Source organism: Roseateles sp. GW821-FHT02E12 (assembly GCF_059421665.1).
Genome location: NZ_JBWKVK010000001.1, coordinates 217,978 through 237,294, shown reverse-complemented (window position 1 = coordinate 237,294; position 19,317 = coordinate 217,978). Strand labels below are relative to the sequence as shown.

Genomic DNA, 19,317 nt, shown 5'->3' with positions numbered 1-19,317 from the left:
TTCCCCCGAACGCCAAGGAGACAACATGACCGACAACAGCTTCACCAAGTTCGTGCCCGGCTTCGAGTTCCTGCAGGGCCTCGTCAAGAACGCCGGCTCTGCCCTGCCCGGCATCGGCCAGTGGGTGGCGCCCACGCTCAACCCCGAGGAACTCTCCAAGCGCATCGAGGAGCTGCGCACCGTGCAGTTCTGGCTGGAGCAGAACGCGCGCATGCTGTCCGCCACCATCCAGGCGCTGGAGGTGCAGCGCATGACGCTGTCGACGCTGAAGTCCATGAACGTGCCGCTGGCCGACCTGCGCGACAGCCTCAAGCTGCCGACCGGTGGCGATGGCACCTCCTGGCCTGGCATCCCGCCCGAGATCCTCGCTGCCGCGGCGCCGGTGGCCCAGGCGGCTGCCAAGACCGCGACCAAGGTCGCCGCCAAGACGGTGAAGACCGCCGGCGATGCCGCCAAGGCCGTCGCCGACAACCCGGCGGGTGTCGTCGACCCGACGCAGTGGTGGACGGCGCTGAGCCAGCAGTTCACGCAGCTGGCCACGTCGGCCATGAAGGACACCGCGACCGATGCGGCCAAGAACCTGGCGGGCAGCCTCGTCAAGCAGAGCTTCGATGCCGCCAGCGAAACGCTGAAGCGCGCCGCCAGCGTGCCCAGCACGGTGGTCGGCAGCGTGGCCAAGGGCTTTGCCGCGGGCGCCACGCCCAAGCCCGCCGCCAAGGTCGCAGCAAAGGCGCCGGTGAAGGTGGCGGCCAAGGCAGCCAAGCCGCGCAGCGGCACCGTCCGTCGCAAGACTTGAGGCTGGGGCGTACTCGGGCGACGACAGGGGGATGAGGCGCCGGCCATTGCTGTTCATGCTCGCGGCGGGCGCTGCCGTCGAGGCGCCTGCGCGGCCCTCGCCGCTGGTCTCCCCCCAGCACGACCCCGGCCGCGTGCCGCAGTGGCACTACATGCAGGAGGTCATCAAGCTCGCGATCACGCGCAGTGGCGCCAGTTACGAGCTGGTGGAATCGCCCTTCCCGATGACGCAGGCACGCGTCGTGCGCGAACTGGCCGACCGCAGCGGGCGGATCGACCTGACCTGGACCATGACCAGCATCGAGCGCGAGGCCCAGATGCTGCCGGTGCGCGTGCCGATGGACCGCGGCCTCATCGGCTGCCGCATCGCTTTCGTGCGCCCCGAGGACGTGGACCGCTGGCGCGACCTGCGCGACCTTGACGAGCTGGCGCGCTATGTCGCCGGCCAGGGCCAGGACTGGCCCGACACCCCCATCCTGCGTGCCAATGGCCTGCAGGTGCAGGGCGTCAGCCGTTACGAGGCGCTGTTCGACATGCTGCGGCTGCGCCGCATCGACTACTTCCCGCGCGCCGTCTTCGAGATCGACGACGAGGCGGCCACGCCGCAGGCCCATGACCTCGTCATCGAGCCGCATGTGCTGCTGCGCTACCCCGCGGCCTCCTATCTCTTCGTGCGCCCGGATCGGCCGCAGTTGGCGGCCGAGCTGCAACGCGGTATGGAATCGGCGGCCAACGACGGCAGCCTCGCGCGCCTCTTCCAGCAGTATTTCGGTGATCTGCTGCGCCGCCACAACCTGGCCCGCCGCCGCCAGCTGCTGCTGAAGAACCCGGTGCTGCCGCCCGAGACACCCTTGCACAAGCCGGCCTACTGGCTCGTCATCGAAGGCTGAAATGAACTGCCCCTCGCCCAACCTCGCATCGCTGAACGCGAGCGCGTCTGGTCGGTCCCCCGGGGGGACGGCGATGCTTGCCGGATTGACCGGCAAGCACATCGCCAGCGCGGACCGGCTTGGGAGCGGCCCGGCGCTCGGCCCGCAAGTTTCGTGCGTCGCGGGTATCGCGAACGCGGAATGGGCAACTAAAGTGAGTCCGCCATGAATGCCCCGTTGGACCTCGCCGCTCGCCGCGCCGCCCTCATCGCGGCGTTGGCGCCGCTGCTGCCCGGCCACGCCCTGCTGTACCAGGCCGAGCAGACGACACCGTATGAATGCGACGGCCTGACCGCCTACCGCCAGCGCCCGCTGGCTGTGGCCCTGCCCGAGACCGAGGCCCAGGTCGCCGCCGTGCTGAAAGCCTGCCACCGCCTGGGCGTGCCAGTCGTCGCACGCGGCGCGGGCACGGGCCTGTCGGGCGGTGCGATGCCGCACGAGGCGGGCCTCACGCTGGCCCTGGCCAAGTTCAACCGCATCCTGTCCGTGGACCCGCTGTCGCGCACGGCCCGTGTGCAGTGCGGCGTGCGCAACCTCGCGATCTCCGAGGCCGCCGCGGCCCATGGCCTGTACTACGCGCCCGACCCGAGCAGCCAGATCGCCTGCAGCATCGGCGGCAACATCGCCGAGAACAGCGGCGGCGTGCACTGCCTGAAATACGGCCTGACGCTGCACAACGTGCTGCGCGTGCGCGGCTTCACGGCCGAGGGCGAGGCGGTCGAGTTCGGCAGCGAGGCGCTGGACGCGGCCGGGCTGGATCTCTTGGCGCTGGTTATTGGCAGCGAAGGCATGCTGGCCGTCGTCACCGAGGTCACCGTCAAGCTGGTGCCCAAGCCGCAGCTGGCGCGCTGCATCATGGCCAGCTTCGACGATGTGCGCAAAGCCGGTGACGCGGTCGCGGCCATCATCGCGGCCGGCATTATCCCGGCGGGCCTGGAGATGATGGACAAGCCGATGACGGCCGCCGTCGAGGATTTCGTGCATGCTGGCTACGACCTCGACGCCGAGGCCATCCTGCTGTGCGAGAGCGACGGCACGCCCGAGGAGGTGGCCGAGGAGGTCGCCCACATGGAGGCGGTGCTGCAGGCCAGCGGCGCCACGCGCTGCCAGGTCAGCGCCGACGAGGCCCAGCGCCTGAAGTTCTGGAGCGGCCGCAAGAACGCCTTCCCGGCGTCGGGCCGCATCAGCCCCGACTACATGTGCATGGACTCGACCATCCCGCGCAAGCACCTCGCCACCATCCTGCTCGACATCCAGCAGATGGAGAAAAAGTACAACCTGCGCTGCGCCAACGTCTTCCACGCCGGCGACGGCAACCTGCATCCGCTGATCCTGTTCGATGCCAACGACCCCGATCAATTGCACCGCTGCGAGCAGTTCGGCGCCGAGATCCTGGAGCGCAGCGTCGCCCTGGGCGGCACGGTGACGGGCGAACACGGCGTGGGCGTCGAGAAGCTCAACTCGATGTGCGTGCAGTTCAGCGCCGAGGAGCGCGAGCAGATGCTGGCGCTGAAGCGCGCCTTTGATCCCGAAGGCACGTTGAACCCGGGCAAGCAGATCCCGTCTTTGAGCCGCTGTGCCGAGTACGGCCGCATGCATGTGAAGCGTGGCCTGCTGGCCTTCCCGGAACTGGAGCGGTTTTGAGCTTCGCCGACTTGCAAGCCCGATTGCGCGATGCGCGCGAGCCGCTGCGCATCCAGGGCCATGGCAGCAAGGATTTCTACGGCGAGGCGCCGCGGGGCGAGCTGCTGTCGACGCTGGAGATGAATGGCGTGACGGCCTACGAGCCCAGCGAGCTGTTCGTCAGCGCGCTGGCCGGCACGCCGATCTCCGACGTTGAAGCGCTGCTGGCCAAGCGCCACCAGCGCCTGGCCTTTGAGCCGCCGCGCTTCGGTGGCAAAGGCACGGTGGGCGGCATGGTGGCGGCTGGCTTGTCGGGGCCGACGCGGGCGGCGCTGGGTTCGGTGCGCGACCATCTGCTGGGTGCCGTGATGATCAACGGCCGGGGCGAATTGCTGAGCTTTGGCGGCACGGTCATGAAGAACGTCGCCGGCTTTGATGTCAGCCGCGTGCTGGCCGGGTCGCTGGGGCAGCTCGGATTGATCACCGAAGTCACGTTGAAGGTGCTGCCGCTGCCGGCCGCGACGGCGACGCTGCGCTTCGATTTCGACCAGAGCGCCGGGCTGATGGCGTTGAACCGCTGGGGCGGCGAGCCCCTGCCCATCGAGGCCAGTGCCTGGTGGGATGGTGCGCTGCTGCTGCGACTGGCCGGCGCCGGCGCCGCCGTCGAGGCCGCGGCGCGCAAGCTGGGTGGCGATGTCATCCCGACCGACATGGCCGAACCTTTCTGGACCGGCCTGCGTGACCACAGCGATGAGTTCTTCCTCGGCGCCGAACGCGCGGTGGCCGGTGGCGCCAGGCTGTGGCGGCTGTCGCTGCCCAGCACGGCGCCCGAGCTGAAATTGCACGGCGAGCAGCTCGTCGAATGGGGCGGCGCCCAGCGCTGGGTCGTCACGCCGCTGCCACCGGCCGGCGTGCGCGACGCGGCCGCGGCCGTCGGCGGGCATGCGACGCTGTTCCGCGCGCAGGACAAAGGCGGTGGCGCGTTCGCACCCCTGAGCGCACCGTTGGCGGCCATCCACAAGCGGCTCAAGGCGAGCTTCGATCCGCACGGCGTCTTCAACCCTGGCCGGCTGTATCCAGAACTCTGAGCCATGCACAAGCCTGAGCCGACTGCAGACCCACGGTACCGTCATCGACTCATCCGCAAGGTGAGGGCGTTTCGCGTGGACCTGGACCGAAAGCGTTGGTGCGATCTTTGGCACGAGCATTTCGACATGGAAGGTCTGGGCGATGCGAGCTGGCGCCTTCGGCGCCTTCACATTTCGGCCCTGATGCAGGCGCTGGCTCGAGCGCGCCACGAGCTGCAGGCCCAGGGGATGCCTCACCAGCTTTTCGCTTCTGTCGACCGGGACGCATCCGGGCAGGACGCGCTTTTCGTCCACACAGAAAACCCCAATGGCACGCCCTTCCCCTGCGAGCTGAATGGCCATGAACTGCAAACTGTTCCGGCTCTGCTGGCGGGCTTGGTCGCCATCGACCGCTATCGCGTGCTGCGGGCCGAAGGTAGCCGTCACTATTACGTCTCGCCGCGATGAATCGCCCAATCCGCTCGTAGCCCATGCAAACCACCCTCGCCCCCGAATTCGCCGGCACCCGCGATGGCGCCGAGGCCGAGGCCATCCTGCGGCGCTGCGTGCACTGCGGTTTCTGCACGGCGACCTGCCCGACCTACCAGCTGCTCGGAGACGAGCTGGACGGCCCGCGCGGCCGCATCTACCTGATCAAGCAGGTGCTCGAAGGCGTTGAACCGACGCGTGAGACGCAGTTGCACCTGGACCGCTGCCTGACCTGCCGCAACTGCGAGACGACCTGTCCGTCGGGCGTGGAATACGGCAAGCTGGTGGACATCGGCCGGCGCGTCGTCGACGCCAAGGTCGAGCGCCCGGGCGGCGAACGCCGCGTGCGCTGGCTGCTGAAGGAAGGGCTGACCTCACCCCTCTTCAAGCCGGCGATGAAGCTGGGCCAGGCCTTGAGGCCATTGGTGCCGGCATCGCTGAAGGACAAGGTGCCGGCCAGGCCGCCCGCCACAGCCCATGACTGGCCGACGCGCCAGCTCAACCGCAAGGTCGCGCTGCTGCTGGGCTGCGTGCAGCCGGCCATGGCGCCCAACATCAACAGCGCCACGGCGCGGGTGCTGGACGCGGCCGGCATCCAGACCGTCGTCGCCGACGGCGCCGGCTGCTGCGGCGCCATCCGCGAGCACCTGGGCGACCACGAGGCGGCGCTGAACGACATGCGCCGCAACATCGATGCCTGGTGGCCGCTTGTGTCGGGCTTGGGCGAACGCGTCGAGGCGCTGGTGATGAATGCCTCGGGCTGCGGCGTGATGGTCAAGGACTACGTGCACCTGTTGGCGCACGACCCCGCCTATGCCGACAAGGCCAGGCGCATCACTGAGGTGACGAAGGACCTCAGCGAGTTGCTGCCCGAACTGGTGCCGACCCTGAAAACCCGGCTCAAGGCCAAGCCCGGCGCGCTGGCCTACCACCCGCCCTGCACGCTGCAGCATGGCCAGAAGCTCAAGGGCGGCGTGGAGGCCGCATTGCGCGAGCTGGGCCTGCGCATCGACTGCGCGCCCAGCGACAGCCACCTCTGCTGCGGCTCGGCCGGCACCTACTCGGTGTTGCAGCCCGAGCTCTCCAAGCAACTGCGCGACCGCAAGCTCGCGGCGCTGGCGCCGCTGCAGGCGGAGCAGATCGTCTCGGCCAACATCGGCTGCATCCAGCACCTGCAAAGCGGCACGACCCAGCCGGTGCGGCACTGGGTGGAGGTGTTGGACGATGCGCTGCGCGGGGTGAACTGAAGCCCCTCGCCCAATCTCGCCCCGCTGAACGCGGCGAGCCTGGTCGGTCTTGCAGACCGCGCTGCGGCAGTGCCGCAGCCCCTCGGCAGGCACATGCCGCCCACTGGGCGCCATGTGTCCAGCCTCAGCCCCCTAGGGGACGGCGATGCTTGCGGCGTTGAGCCGCAAGCACATCGCCAGAGCGAGCCGGCTTGGGAGCGGCCCGGCGCTCGGCCCGAGTGAAGCCGCAGGTGCTGCGGTTCAGCGCGCCGGCACCGAGAACCGATAGTCCAGCCCGAGCACCCAGTTGTTGGCGCTGTAGTGCCCACCGCCGGCGCTGCGGGCTTCGATGCGGCCGCCGCTCAGGCTCACGGCCAGGCGGTCGTCCAGGATGTAGCGCAGGCCGGCGTTGACCTTGCCGCCCTTGCCATGCACGTTGGCGCCGCCCATCAGTTGCCCGAAGGCTTGAAAACGCTCGCCGGGCGCCAGATGCGTCTGCACGCCCAGGCCCGCAAAGATCTCGGCATAGCCGGGGTAGCCGAGGTAGGACGTGTAGGCGGCAGAGGCCTGCAGGGGCAGATACCAGCGGTCGCTCACGGGCATGTCGATCTGCAGGCCAATCATGTGCAGGGCAGGGCGCTCCACATCGCGATAGCGCAGCTGGGCGTCCGTCTGGTGCAGCAGCGTGATGCGCAGCCCCTGGTAGCTGGCCGGCGCAGGGGCGGTGTCGTCGCCCTGGCCGGCGCGCAGATGCCGGGTCAGCGTCAACCCATACGTCGGGTTGCGGGAGCTGCCCTTGGGCGCCGAAAGATAGCCTGCCGACAAGGCCACACCGAAGTCCCTGCTCAGGCCGTACTCGGCCGAGAGCTTGGGATACACCAGCAGGCCCGGCCCGGTATCGATCTGCTCGGGCGCATAGCCGCCGGAGCCCACGCCCAACTGCGCATAGAGCTTCCAGGCCGGTGCGAGCCGCCAGCGCCAGCCCAGGCCGCCCAGCAACTGGTTGTAGGTGGGCAGGCCGCTGTAGGCGCTGGCGAAGTTGGCGAACCAGAACAAGTCAGGCGCCACGAAGTGCGAGAACTGGAACTCCCCCGTGCGCACCGTGCCGGGGTAGCTGCCCCTGGCGTTGAGCTGGTGGTAGTTGTCGAGCGAGAAGCTCACCATGGTTTCGCCCATCTCCCGGGCGGCGCGCTGGTCGTCCGCCGCTGACAGGGGCTGGTCGCGCTTGGCGTAGGAACCACTGAGGTAGCTGAAGGGGACTTCCAGGAACACGTTCAGCTGGCTGCTGTCGATGAGCGAGCGGCGAAACTTGAGTTTGGACACGCCCGCTCCGACCGTGAAATCGCCGGCGTCGTAGCCCAGCGTCACCTGCCCACGGACGAAGCTGCCCGTGCCGGACAGCTTTTTGGCGTGCTCGGGGCTGCGCCCGCCCGCGCCGCCCCCGGCCGACAGCGCCGCCAGCGCCACGACGGGCCCGCCGAGTCGAAACCGGCCCTGGATGCCGACGCTGGCCCCCATGAACCCGCCATACTGCCCGGAGACCAGCGGCGCCAGCAAGCCGGCCCCGACGGAGATGCCCTCGGCCACCGGCGTGTAGAGATGAAAGCCCACCAGGTCGATCGGGCTGTCGCCCCGCACGCGGACGGTCTGGTAGTCCAGCATCAGCCGCGCCTCGTTGCGCTGCAAGCCCGAAGGCCCGACAGCGGCCTCCTGGGCCAGCGCTGTTTGACAGGGCAAGGCCAGGGCGCCCGCGACGAGTGCGACCGAAGCGGCGCCCAGCGGCGCATGGGATGGCTGCACTTCAATTCCTCCTTGAGCGCGCCACTGTAGTGGCGTCTGCTCGCGGAGCTTCAGGTCCTGAAGGTCGAAACGAGCTTCACCAGCTCGTCCGCCTGGTGCTTCAGGCTCTCGGCCGCGGCGGCGCTTTGTTCCACCAGGGCCGCGTTCTGCTGCGTGGCCTCGTCCATCTGCGTGATGGCCTGGCCGACCTGGCTGACGCCGGTGCTCTGCTCGCGGCTGGCCGAGCTGATCTCGCGCACGATCTGCGCGACGCGGCCGATGGAGGTGACGACCTGCTCCATCGTCTGGCCCGCGCGGTTGACGAGGGCGGCGCCCTGCTCGACGCGCTCGACGCTGTCGCCGATCAGGCCCTTGATCTCCTTGGCCGCATCGGCGCTGCGCTGGGCCAGCATGCGCACCTCGCTGGCAACGACGGCGAAGCCGCGCCCCTGCTCGCCGGCCCGTGCGGCCTCGACGGCGGCGTTCAGCGCGAGGATGTTCGTCTGGAAGGCGATGGCGTCGATGGTGCCGATGATGTCGGCGATCTTGCGTGAGCTTTCCTCGATGCCGTGCATGCGTTGCACCGCTTCGCCAACGACCTCGCCGCCTTTGCGCGCGACTTCGCTGGCGTCATGCGCGAGCTGGTCGGCCTCGCCGGCGTTGTCGGCATTCAGCTTCACTGTCGCCGACAGCTCCTCCATGGATGCGGCCGTCTGCTGGATCGCGCTGGCCTGCTGCTCGGTGCGGGACGACAGGTCGTTGCTGCCGAGCGAGATCTCCGAGCTGGCCGTGGCCACGCCGTCGGCGTTGTGGCGCACCGAGCCCACGAGGTGGCGCAGCGACTGCTGCATGCCGGCCAGCGCCTGCATCAGCTGGGCGGTCTCGTCGCTGCCCACGGAGCGGATGTCGCGCGACAGGTCGCCCTGGCCGACTTCCTCGGCTTCGTGGATCGCGGCACGCAGCGGGCCGACGACCGAGCGCGTGATCAGCCACGCCGCCGCAACGCCGATGCTCAGGCAGATGGCGGCGAGCGTCAGCATGACGAGCTGCGTGCGCCGCGCGGCCTCCAGCACCTCGCGCGTCTCGTCGCGCACCCGTTCGCCCTGGTAGTCGGCCATGCTGCTGATCGTCTTGACGTAGGCGTCGGCGGCCGGGCGCATCTTGCCTTCCAGCGTCTGCAGCGCCGCGTCGGCCTCGCCGGCCTTGAGCTGGGCGAAGACCTGGTTGCGGATGTCGACATAGGCCTTGCGGGCCGTGCTGATCTCGTCGAGGGTGGACTTGCCGCGCGGCGTGTCCAGCGCCTTGGACAGGTCCTCCTGCAGCTCGTTGATCTTGGCGCTGGTCGTCTTGATGACCGGCGCGAAGAACTCGGCCACCGGCCCGGTGCCGCCGGCCCGCGCCACGGCGTCGGTGCGGGTCACGTTGAGCTGGGTCTGCGTGCGCCAGTCCTGGGCCAGGTCTTGCTGGCGCTGCAGTTCCATCAGCAGGTCGATGTGCGGCCCGACGGTGGCCATCTGCCGCCAGCTCAGCCCCACGGCGGCTGCGAGCAGCACCAGCACCAGCCCAAAGCCCAGCGCCAGCCGGGTCCCGATCCGCAAGGTCTGCATCTTCATCGCCGCCTCCAGGCTTGTCGGTCATAGGCCTGCAAGCAGCGCACCCGACCGGTGCATTGACTCTAACCGTCGGCGCGATAGGGCGGGACAAAGAAAAACACCGCCATGGAGGGCGGTGTTTTGTGCGCTCAGGAGGTACTTACAGGCCGGCTGCTGCCCGCAGCGCTTGCGCCTTATCGACACGCTCCCACGTGAACTCCGGCTCCTCACGCCCGAAGTGGCCGTAGGCCGCGGTCTTCGAGTAGATCGGGCGCAGCAGGTCCAGCATCTGGATGATGCCCTTGGGGCGCAGGTCGAAGTGCTCGTTGACGAGCTTGGCGATCTGGTCGTCGGGGATGACGCCCGTGCCTTCGGTGTAGACGGTCACGTTCATCGGGCGGGCCACGCCGATGGCGTAGGCGACCTGGATCTGGCACTGGCGCGCCAGGCCGGCAGCCACGATGTTCTTGGCCACGTAGCGGGCGGCGTAGGCCGCGCTGCGGTCGACCTTGGACGGGTCCTTGCCGGAGAACGCGCCACCGCCGTGCGGGCAGGCGCCGCCGTAGGTGTCGACGATGATCTTGCGGCCGGTCAGGCCGCAGTCGCCCTGCGGGCCGCCGATGACGAAGCGGCCCGTCGGGTTGATCAGGTACTTGGTGTCGGCGCTGATCCACTCCTTGGGCAGCACCGGCTTGATGAGCTCTTCACGAATCGCTTCGTAGAACTCCTCCGTCATGCGGTCGCCCAAGGAGTACTCGGGCGCGTGCTGGGTGGACAGCACGACCGTGTCGATGCTGTGCGGCTTGCCGTCCACGTAGCGCATCGTGACCTGGCTCTTGGCGTCCGGGCGCAGGAAGGGCAGGCGGCCGTCCTTGCGCAACTGGGCCTGGCGCTCCACGAGGCGGTGGGCGTAGTAGATCGGCGCGGGCATCAGCTCGGGCGTCTCGTCGCAGGCGTAGCCGAACATCAGGCCCTGGTCACCGGCGCCGGTGTTGAGGTGGTCGTCTGACGCATGGTCAACGCCCTGGGCGATGTCGTTGCTCTGCTTGTCGTAGGCCACGAGCACCGCGCAACCCTTGTAGTCGATGCCGTATTCGGTGTTGTCGTAGCCGATGCGCTTGATGGTGTCGCGCGCGACCTGGATGTAGTCGACGTGGGCGTTCGTCGTGATCTCGCCGGCCAGCACGACCAGGCCGGTGTTGCACAGCGTCTCGGCGGCCACGCGGCTGCGCGGGTCCTGCTCGAAGATCGCGTCCAGGATGGCGTCCGAAATCTGGTCGGCCACCTTGTCGGGGTGTCCTTCAGAAACAGATTCAGACGTGAAGAGGAAATCGTTCGCCACTTTTAAACTCCGGTTGCTTCGTTGACGGCGTCGCCGTGGCTCCAGGAGGGTGCGGCGAACGCTTTAGCGGGATTTGTGAATCGCCCCGCAAGTAGTTCAGTAACTCGGCGATACGCCAAGTATAGGAAACATGGCCCTGGTCTTTCGCTTGTTGTCCCGTCTGCCGTTGGCGCTTTTGCACGCTTTGGGCGGGCTGCTGGGCTGGGTTGTCTACCTGGCGTCTGCCACTTACCGCAAGCGCTTCAAGGCCAATGTGGCCCTGGCGGGCGTGCCCTTGGGCGAGGCGCGGCCGGCGATTGCGGCCGCCGGGCGCATGGCGGCGGAGCTGCCGTGGCTATGGATAGCCACCAAACGCCAGCCGCTGGGCGACAAGCTGCGCTGGGATGGCGGCGAGCTGATCGCCGCCGCGCTTGAACAAAAACGCGGGCTCGTCATGCTGACGCCGCATATGGGCTGTTTCGAGATCTGCGCCCAGGCCATTGCCGAGCGTTTCACGACGGCCGAAGCCCCCATCACCGTGCTCTACCGCCCGGCGCGGCAGGCTTCGCTGCGCGAGGTGATGGCCGGATCGCGTGAGCGCGCTGGCCTGGCCACGGCGCCGGCTTCACTGGCCGGCGTGCGCCAGATGATCCGCGCGCTGCGCAAGGGTGAGGTCATCGGCCTGCTGCCCGACCAGGTGCCGCCGGATGGCCTCGGCGTGTGGGCGCCCTTCTTCGGCAAGCCCGCCTACACGATGACGCTGGCCGCCCGCCTCGTGCAGCAGACGGGGGCGGCCGTGTTGTTGATCTGGGGCGAGCGCCTGCCCGCCGGGCAAGGCTTCGTCGTGCACGTGCTGCCGGCGCCGGAGATCGCCAAGGACGCGCCGGCCGAGGCGGCCGCCACGACCATCAATGCCGCCATGGAGAGCGTGATCCGGCGCGCGCCGGGGCAGTACATGTGGGGCTATCACCGCTACAAGCAGCCGCGCGGCCTGGACATCGGCGCGGCCCCTTGAACCTCAGGCTGGCCCGCGCCGCAGGCGCAGCAGCGCCATCAGGCCCAGTGGCAGCAGCAGCGTCGTCGCCGGCTCTGGCACGGCCGTGGCAAGCAGCGCGGGGTCGCCGCTGATGCCCGTCAAGCGCAGGGTGTGCATGGCATCGGCCAGCACGTCGGTCGTGTTGTAGCTCATCTGCACGACGGCGCTGAGCCGGCTGATGAGGACGAAGCTCGCGCCCGGGTCGACCGTGACGCTGACCGAGAAGTCGCCGCCGAAGGCTTGTGGGTTGTAGAGCAGGCCGACACCGGTTTGGCTGCTGTAGCCGAAGTCGATCAGGCCGGTCTCGAAGAAGGGGTCCTGGCCCGTGTAGATGGCCGCCGACCCGAAGGCGCTGGCCCGGGCGCTGCTGAGCATGCTGTCGACATGGAAGTCGAACTGGTAGGTGGTGGTGCTGGCGCCGAGGTAGTGGTAGGTCTGCTGGGTGCGCGCCACGGCGCTGGCCGCATAGAGGTCGATGCCGATCTCGAGTTGCGCCGGGTCGGCGAGGATGACGACGGGCTCGTTGTCGGCACGCGCGTAGGCGCCCAGCAGCGGGGCCGCCAGGGCGCCCTGCAAGACGGCGCTGGCGTGGTACTCCACCTCGCCGCCCAGGCTGTAGCCCGCCGTGTTGGCGTCGCCCACCGGCTGGCCGAGGTAGTCCACCTGGGCCGCCAGCGGGCCGCTCTGGCTTTGCACCGGCGTGCCGGTGAGACCGAGCACGAAATGCGGGCAGGTGCTGCAGCCGATCTGGAAATCGCCCCGGGCGGTGCCGCTGGCGGTGGCGAAACCGGCCTGGCCCCAGGCGGCGCCACTGCCAAGCAGCGCGAGTGTGATGAACAGTGCGCGGATCTTCATGAGATATCTCCCTGGCCAAAATCATGCGCAGGGCCAACGCCCCGGCCTCTCGAGGCTAGAGGGCGCCGCGCGACAGCACCGGGGCGGCGCTACCCGGATTTGGGCTGGCACTACTCAGATTTCGCGCGCTGGATGGCGTCCTGGCGCGTCTTCACCCCCAGCTTGAGGAAGACGGCGGCGACATGGTTCTCCACCGTGCGCTCGGAGCGGTGCAGCGTGGCCGCGATGGCGCGGTTGCTGTGGCCCTGCACGAGCAGCTCCAGGATCTCGCGCTCGCGCCCGGTCAGGCCCAGCGGGTCCTGCCGGGCATGGCCATAGCGGCCGCGCCCCACGCCGGGCACGCCGACCCGCCGCAGGCGCCGGCGTGCACATTGCGCCGCCAGCTCGGCGCCCAGCCCTTGCAGCTGCTGCAGCCCCTGCGCGACGGCATCGGCATCGCCCCACAGCAGCGCCAGCGCCTGCTGATAGGGGCAGCCCACCTCGGCCCAGGCCTGGCTGGCGGCGCGATGCTGGCCGGCCGCCTCCAGCGCGCAGGCCGTGGGCGCGTCGGCGGCGAGGGCCTGGGGCTGGCCGAGGCGAGTGAGCCACACCTGGATCTGTGCCCGCCGCCATGAGCCCAGCCGCGCGGGTGCGTGGGCCAGCGCGGCTTCGGCCAGCGCGCGCGCCCGCCCCGCCGGGCCCGACAGCGCCGCGATTTCCACCTGCTGCACGTCCACCGACATGAACCAGGGCCACACCGCCAAGCGCCGCCGGCCGCTGGCCAGCTCCTGCCAATAGGCCAGGGCCGCCGGTTCCGCTCGGCGGGCCGCCTGCAGCGCGAGCAGGTGGCCGACCTGTTCGCGTTGCAGCTCGTTCAGGTCGGGGCGGGCCTGGAGCTGGCGCAGCCGCGCCTCGCCGGCCGGCCAGTCGCCGCGGGCTATGTCGCCGCAGGCTTGGCGCACGCGCAGCGGCACGGCAAACAGGTCCAGGTCGCGCGCCTCGCAGAAGGCCAGCCCGGCCGCGCACAGCTGCTCCAGCGCCTCGTAGCGCGACGCGACCAGCGCCGCCGAGGCCAGATTGGTCCAGGTGCGCGCCGCCAGTTCCTCCTGCCCGCCGGCCAGGGCCTGTTCGAGCGCCGCCTGCAGTTCGGCCAGGCCCAGCGCCTCGTCCGGCCCGCCCAGCCGCGCCGAGGCCAGCGTGATCCGCGCGCTCAAGGCCCCCGCCGGGTCGCCGAGGCGGCCGAACAAGGCCAGGGCCTGGGCGGCACCCGCCTGCGCCGCGCCGGTGTCGTCATCCAGCAGCTGCAACTGGGCCCGGTTGGCCAGCGTGTGGGCCAGGGCCGGGCTGTCGGGGGCGTACTCGTTCAGCAATGCGAGCGCGGCCTCGGCATGGGCCAGGCCGGTGCCGGCGCGGCCGCGTGTCCATTCGATGCGCGCCAGCAGGCTGAGGTGCTCGGCGCGTGCCAGCGGCCGCTGGCTGGCCAGGCCCAGTGCCTGGGCCGCGGCCTGCGCGGCTTCCTCGACCTGGCCGGTCAGCAGGCATTCCAGGGCCTGGGCGCGGGCCAGCGCTTCGACCTGTGCGGCCGGCAGCAGCGCGGCACGGCGCAGGGCCAGGCCGAACAGGGCTGCGGCCTGGCGGTGCGCGCCGGTGGCGGCCGCCAGCTCGGCGGCGCGCGGCGCCAGGCGGGCCACGGCATGGTCCAGGCCGGCGTGCTCGGCGTGATGCACCAGTCGCGCCGGTGGCGCGCCGCGCTCGCTCAGGGCATCGAACACGGCGGCATGCAGGGCGGCGGCGCGCGGCCCCAGCGCCTCCAGCACGGTCAGCCGGGTCAGCTCGTGGGCGAAGCGCAGGCAGTCGCTGTCGGCCTGCAGCAGGTCGCTGGTCACGACTTCAGCCAGTGCCTCGGGTTCCAGGCCGCAGACATGGGCCAGCACGGCGGTCTCCATCGGCGACGGCGAGACGCTGGCGACGTTGAGCAGCTCGCGGGCCGGCGGCGACAGGCGCGCCACCCGTGCCAGCAGCGCGTCGCGCACCGAGACCGGCAGGCCCTCGGCCAGTGGCGCGGCCAGCAGTTCAGTCACGAAGAAGGGGTTGCCGCCGCAGGCCTCGTACAGGCCGGCTGCCGGGCGGCCGGCGCGCGCCGCCAGCGTGGCCACCGCCGTACGGCTCAGCGGTGCCAGGCTGAGGCTGCGCGCGCCCTGGCCGGCCAGGCCTGCGAGCGCCGCGCGCAGCGGGTGGGCCGCCCCCAGTTCAGCACCCCGCCAGCTCAGGCACAGCAGCACCCGCGTGCCGGCAATGCGCCGCGCCAGGAAGCGCAGCAGGTCGAGGGTGGCGCCGTCGGCCCAGTGCAGGTCCTCAAACACCCAGACCCGCGGCCGGCGCGTCTGGCGCGCCACGTCCAGCAGGGCGGCGAACAGCGTCGCGGCCGGCGCACCGCGCCGCACCAGCGTCGCGATCTCGCCCGGCAAGCGCGGCAGCATGTCCAGCAGCGGCCCCAGCGGCAGCGGCGTGATCAGCGGCTCGCAGGCGCCCCAGGCCCAGTCGAAGGCGCTGCCGTCGGCACGCTCCGCGGCCCGCAGCAGCCGCGTCTTGCCCATGCCGGCATCGCCGTCGAGCAGCACGCAGCGGCCCTGGCCTTGTGTCGGGTCGGCCAGCGCGAGCAGGTCGGCGCGCAGGCCGGCGAGGGCGGCATCGCGTTCCAGCAGCGGCGCTTCGGGCAGTGGCATGGCGCCAAGCTTGCGCTGATTCGGCGGGTACGCGCTTCCTAAAGATGTAGGGTCAGCCGGGCTTCCAAGCCACCACCTTCGCGGGGCCGCAGTTCCAGCGTCGCGCCCAGCGCCTGGGCGAGGCGCTGGGCAATCGCCAGGCCCAGGCCCGTGCCGCCGCTGGCGCGGTTGCGCGATGCCTCCAGGCGCACAAAGGGCTGCAGCGCTGCCTCCAGCTGATGGGCAGGGATGCCCGGGCCGCGGTCCAGCACGGCGATGCGCAGCACACCGTCGCCGAGCGTGACGGCCACCTGCGCCGCACCCGCGAACTTGACCGCGTTGTCGATCAGGTTGCCGACGACGCGGCGCAGCGCTCGCGGCCGCGTCGTGATGGGTGCCAGGGAGGAGGGTGCTTCGAGGCTGACTTGCTGGCCCGCGTCCTGCGCGTCGCAGACCAGGCCATCCAGCAGCGCGATCAAGTCCACCGGCTGCGGCGTCTCCTCGGCCGCATGCGCGCTGGCCGCGTAATGCAGGCCTTCGGCGACGAGGTCGCGCATCGCGTCGATGTCGGCCAGCAGCTTGTCGCGCGCCTCACCCTCGGGCAGCAGCTCGCTGCGCAGGCGCATGCGCGTCAGCGGCGTCTGCAGGTCATGGGTGACGGCGGCGAGGATCTCCGAGCGTTCGCGCAGGTGCGCCCCGATGCGAGCCTGCATGGTGTTGAAGGCGCGAGCGGCGGATGCGACTTCGCGCGGGCCGCCCTCTGCCAGTGGCGTGGCGGCCGGGTCCTGGCCCAGGCGCTCGGCCGCATCGGCCAGGCGGCGCAGCGGCCGCGTGGCCAAGCGCACCGCGGCCGCGCCGCAAAGCGCCAGCACGGCGATCTGCGCGGCCAGCAGAGCCAGCGTCGTTCCGGACGGCCGGAGTGAGGGTGGCTGGGCGTGCAGGGTCAGCGGCGCGCCGTCGGCCAGCTGCAGCGTGAAGACCAGCTCGCCGTCGGGCCGCGCACCCGAGGCGGTGACGGGGGTGGGGGCCATCGCCCGGGCCAGGGCTGCGGCCGTCTCCGAAGCCTGCAGGTCAGCAGGTGCAGCACCGAGCTCATAGCGGTAGTTGGGTCTCGCCAGCCGCTCCAGCCAGGCGCCGCGTTCGGCCTCGGGCAGGCGCTCCAGCACGGCGACGGCCGTCGCCACGTCGCGGCCCAGGTAGGCGCTCATCATGCGGCCCATGGTCTCGCCGCGCTCGGCCAGCCAGGCCAGGCTGGCCAGGCCGTAGGCCAGCAGCAGGCCGACGAACAGCAAGCCGGCGATGCGGCTGGCCAGGCTCATTCCAAGGCCTCGACCGCCGCGCAGAATACATAGCCCTCGTTGCGCACCGTCTTCAGCAGGCGCGCCTCCTTGGCGTCATCGCGCAAGCGGCGGCGCAGGCGGCTGACGAGCAGGTCGATTGAGCGGTCGAAGGGGTCCGCGTCACGCCCCTGAGTGAGGTTGAGCAGCTGGTCGCGGCTGAGCACGCGCTGAGGGTGGTCCAGCAGCGTGCGCAGCAGGCGGTATTCGCCGCCGGTCAGCGGCACCAGGGTGCCGGCGGCATCCAGCAGATGGCGGGCCGTGGTGTCCAGCACCCAGTCGTTGAAGGCCAGACGTCGGGCCTGGCGTTGCGGGTTGAGCCGCGGCGGCAATTGGCGGGTGCGGCGCAGCACGGCGCGGATGCGGGCCAGCAGCTCGCGGGTCGCAAACGGCTTGGCGAGGTAGTCGTCGGCGCCCATCTCCAGGCCGAGCACACGGTCGGCCTCGTCGCCGCGCGCCGTCAGCATCAGCACCGGCAGGGGCTCGACCTCGCGTGCGCGGAGGTCACGGCACAGCCCCAGCCCGTCCTCGCCGGGCAGCATCAGGTCCAGCACGACGAGGTCGATGGCCTCGGCCGCCAGCACGGCGCGCATCTCGCGGCCCTGGGTCGCCATGCTGATTCGGTAACCGGCGGCGCGCAGATAGTCGGCCAGCAGGGCGAGCAACTGGCGGTCGTCGTCGACAAGCAGCAGATGGTCGGGGCGCGGGTCCATGGCGGCCACGATAGCGGACGGGGCCTGCTGTTTTGTATCGCTCTTTGTCTGCGCGGCCGGCGCGTGTCTGCGGGCGACACATCGACATCGCGGCGATACCCCGGACGTCTGCAATGGCGCCTCCTTCACTCCTGACGAGGTGCCTCATGCGCAGTCTCTTCCTGATCCTCCTACTCGCGGCCGGCGTGGCCCGAGCCGACGCCGACCCGCGCGGCCTGTGGCTGACGGCCAGCGGCAATCTGGAGGTGCGCGTCGCGCCCTGCGGCGCGGCCCTGTGCGGCAAGGTGGCGCGCGTCATCGCCAACCAATCCATGAGCCGGCCCGGCGAGGCGATGGCGGCGGATGCCCAACCGGCCCAGGAAGGCATGGACATCCTCAGCGACTTCCTGCCTGCCGAGCGTGAGACGACGGCCGATGGCCGCAGCGTCGTCACCGCATGGCGCGGTCGTATCTTCAACCGCGAGAGCGGCAAGCACTACGACTGCCTGATGTCCCTCGGCCCGGCCGGTGAGTTGAAGCTGCATGCCTATGTCGGCCTGCCGCTGTTCGGCAAGACCCAGGCCTGGCAGCGCGTGCCGGGGTCTTCGCAATGAGCGCCGTCCTGCCCTTGGCGGCCGCTTTCGGCGCCGGCCTGGCGACCGTGGCCAGCCCCTGTGTGCTGCCGCTGTTGCCGGCCCTGCTCGGCAGCAGTTGGGGTCCCCGAGACCCATGGCGGCCGCTGCTGATCGTCATCGGCTTTATTGCCAGCTTCAGCGCGCTGGCCCTGGCCTTTGGTGCGTCGGCCAGCGTGCTGGGTCTGTCGGCCGGCGCCTTGCGCGACGTTGCGGCCGTGCTGCTGCTGGGTTTTGGCCTGCTGCTGGTGTGGCCGGCGGGCTGGGAGCGGCTGTCGCGCCCTCTCGGGCGCGTGGCCGACTGGGCCCAGCGCTTCGGCCAAGGTGGCGGGCGCCTGGGGGCGCTGGCGCTGGGCGCGAGCCTGGGCGCGCTGTGGACGCCCTGCGCCGGCCCGGCCCTGGCCAGCATCCTGGCCTTGGTGGCGAGCGCGGCGGACTCGCAGCAGGCTGCCGGCCTGCTCATCGCCTATGCCGCTGGCGCCGGCGGGCCGATGCTGGCCGTGGCCTATGGCGGCCAGCGTGTCGCCCAGGGTCTGCGGGCCTGGTCGGGCCGGCTGCGCCAGGGGCTGGGGCTGCTCGTCATGACGATGGCGGCGGCCAGCCTCGCCGATGTCAGTTCGGCCTGGGTTGCCGGGCTGACCGGGGCGGCCGAGCCGGGCCAGGGTCAGGTCGTTGGCAAACCGGCACCCGAGCTTGTCAGCACGGGTGCCTGGATCAACAGCCCGCCGCTGACGCTGCAGTCGCTGCGCGGCAAGCCCGTGCTGGTCGACTTCTGGACCTGGGACTGCGTGAACTGCCTGCGCAGCGTGCCGGTCATCGAGCGCCTGCACCGGCGCTATGCGGCACGCGGCCTCGTCGTCGTCGGCGTGCACACGCCGGAGTTCGCGCATGAGCGGCCGCTGCCGGGCCTGCAGGCCGCCGTGCAGCGCCAGGGCCTGCATTACCCGGTCGTGCAGGACAACGATTACCGCGTCTGGAAGGCCTTTGAAAACCGCTACTGGCCGGCCGCCTGGCTCATCGATGGCGAGGGCCGTGTCGTTTATCGCCACGAAGGGGAAGGGGGCGAGGCGGAACTTGCCGCGGCCATAGAGGGGGTGCTGGGAGGGGCCGCAGCACCCCAGCGGGCCGCGTTTGCTACAGAACCGGCCCGCGAGTAGGCGTGGTGCGACGCTGGGGCTCATGCCCCAGCAAGCGCCGCAACACCCGCGCGGGCCGGTTATGTCGCAAACCCTTCGGGGCGTGGCTTTGCCGGCGCAGGGC

16 protein-coding genes are annotated in these 19,317 nt (G+C 70.7%); 9 read left to right on the top strand and 7 right to left on the bottom strand.

Features of this window, described 5'->3' with window-relative positions:
- The first annotated feature begins 25 nt into the window (after positions 1–25).
- The 6 genes from AC07V5_RS01060 to glcF all read left to right on the top strand — a co-directional run bounded on the left by AC07V5_RS01060 (position 26) and on the right by glcF (position 6,150).
- Positions 26–796, top strand: coding sequence for a PhaM family polyhydroxyalkanoate granule multifunctional regulatory protein (locus tag AC07V5_RS01060; RefSeq protein WP_495113620.1), 771 nt, complete (start codon positions 26–28; stop codon positions 794–796).
- A 31-nt stretch (positions 797–827) separates the two neighbouring features.
- Positions 828–1,685 (top strand): substrate-binding periplasmic protein, encoded by an 858-nt coding sequence (locus tag AC07V5_RS01055; protein WP_495113619.1) that lies wholly within the window; start codon positions 828–830, stop codon positions 1,683–1,685.
- A 204-nt stretch (positions 1,686–1,889) separates the two neighbouring features.
- Positions 1,890–3,368 (top strand): FAD-linked oxidase C-terminal domain-containing protein, encoded by a 1,479-nt coding sequence (locus AC07V5_RS01050; RefSeq protein ID WP_495113618.1) that lies wholly within the window; start codon positions 1,890–1,892, stop codon positions 3,366–3,368.
- 11 nt (positions 3,369–3,379) lie between these two features.
- A complete protein-coding gene (glcE, locus tag AC07V5_RS01045; protein ID WP_495113617.1) occupies positions 3,380–4,435 on the top strand; it encodes a glycolate oxidase subunit GlcE in 1,056 nt (351 codons plus the stop codon).
- Between the two features lie 3 nt (positions 4,436–4,438).
- Positions 4,439–4,882: a hypothetical protein gene (locus AC07V5_RS01040; protein WP_495113616.1), complete on the top strand. Its 444-nt coding sequence runs from the start codon at positions 4,439–4,441 to the stop codon at positions 4,880–4,882.
- 23 nt (positions 4,883–4,905) lie between these two features.
- Positions 4,906–6,150 carry a glycolate oxidase subunit GlcF gene (glcF, locus tag AC07V5_RS01035; RefSeq protein ID WP_495113615.1) on the top strand — a complete coding sequence of 415 codons (1,245 nt, stop codon included), beginning with the start codon at positions 4,906–4,908 and terminating at the stop codon, positions 6,148–6,150.
- Positions 6,151–6,390: 240 nt separating this feature from the next.
- Here the strand turns inward: glcF and AC07V5_RS01030 are convergent, their stop codons facing one another.
- The 3 genes from AC07V5_RS01030 to metK form a co-directional block, all read right to left on the bottom strand.
- Positions 6,391–7,929 carry a hypothetical protein gene (locus tag AC07V5_RS01030; protein WP_495113614.1) on the bottom strand — a complete coding sequence of 513 codons (1,539 nt, stop codon included), beginning with the start codon at positions 7,927–7,929 and terminating at the stop codon, positions 6,391–6,393.
- A 50-nt stretch (positions 7,930–7,979) separates the two neighbouring features.
- Positions 7,980–9,521, bottom strand: coding sequence for a methyl-accepting chemotaxis protein (locus AC07V5_RS01025; RefSeq protein WP_495113613.1), 1,542 nt, complete (start codon positions 9,519–9,521; stop codon positions 7,980–7,982).
- Between the two features lie 139 nt (positions 9,522–9,660).
- On the bottom strand, positions 9,661–10,842 hold the full coding sequence (gene metK, locus AC07V5_RS01020) for a methionine adenosyltransferase (RefSeq protein WP_495113612.1): 1,182 nt from the start codon (positions 10,840–10,842) through the stop codon (positions 9,661–9,663).
- Between the two features lie 130 nt (positions 10,843–10,972).
- Here metK and AC07V5_RS01015 point away from each other — a divergent pair, with 130 nt between their 5' ends.
- Positions 10,973–11,836, top strand: a complete 864-nt coding sequence (locus tag AC07V5_RS01015) for a lysophospholipid acyltransferase family protein (RefSeq protein WP_495113611.1) — start codon at positions 10,973–10,975, stop codon at positions 11,834–11,836.
- A 3-nt stretch (positions 11,837–11,839) separates the two neighbouring features.
- On the opposite strand, the gene AC07V5_RS01010 is transcribed toward AC07V5_RS01015, so the two are convergent.
- The 4 genes from AC07V5_RS01010 to AC07V5_RS00995 form a co-directional block, all read right to left on the bottom strand.
- Positions 11,840–12,712 carry a PEP-CTERM sorting domain-containing protein gene (locus AC07V5_RS01010; protein WP_495113610.1) on the bottom strand — a complete coding sequence of 291 codons (873 nt, stop codon included), beginning with the start codon at positions 12,710–12,712 and terminating at the stop codon, positions 11,840–11,842.
- A gap of 110 nt (positions 12,713–12,822) precedes the next feature.
- The gene (locus AC07V5_RS01005) at positions 12,823–15,417 is read right to left on the bottom strand and encodes an ATP-binding protein (protein ID WP_495113609.1); all 2,595 of its coding nucleotides are present in this window, start codon (positions 15,415–15,417) and stop codon (positions 12,823–12,825) included.
- A 38-nt stretch (positions 15,418–15,455) separates the two neighbouring features.
- Positions 15,456–16,715, bottom strand: coding sequence for an ATP-binding protein (locus AC07V5_RS01000; protein WP_495113608.1), 1,260 nt, complete (start codon positions 16,713–16,715; stop codon positions 15,456–15,458).
- Positions 16,712–17,446, bottom strand: coding sequence for a response regulator (locus AC07V5_RS00995; protein WP_495113607.1), 735 nt, complete (start codon positions 17,444–17,446; stop codon positions 16,712–16,714). The genes AC07V5_RS01000 and AC07V5_RS00995 overlap by 4 nt, the downstream gene beginning before the upstream one ends.
- 146 nt (positions 17,447–17,592) lie before the next feature.
- On the opposite strand from AC07V5_RS00995, the gene AC07V5_RS00990 reads away from it, so the two are divergent.
- Together AC07V5_RS00990 and AC07V5_RS00985 are read left to right on the top strand one after the other, a co-directional pair.
- Positions 17,593–18,039, top strand: coding sequence for a DUF2147 domain-containing protein (locus AC07V5_RS00990; RefSeq protein WP_495113606.1), 447 nt, complete (start codon positions 17,593–17,595; stop codon positions 18,037–18,039).
- Positions 18,036–19,214, top strand: a complete 1,179-nt coding sequence (locus AC07V5_RS00985) for a cytochrome c biogenesis protein/redoxin (protein ID WP_495113605.1) — start codon at positions 18,036–18,038, stop codon at positions 19,212–19,214. Before AC07V5_RS00990 ends, AC07V5_RS00985 begins: the two co-directional genes overlap by 4 nt.
- Positions 19,215–19,317: the final 103 nt, after the last annotated feature.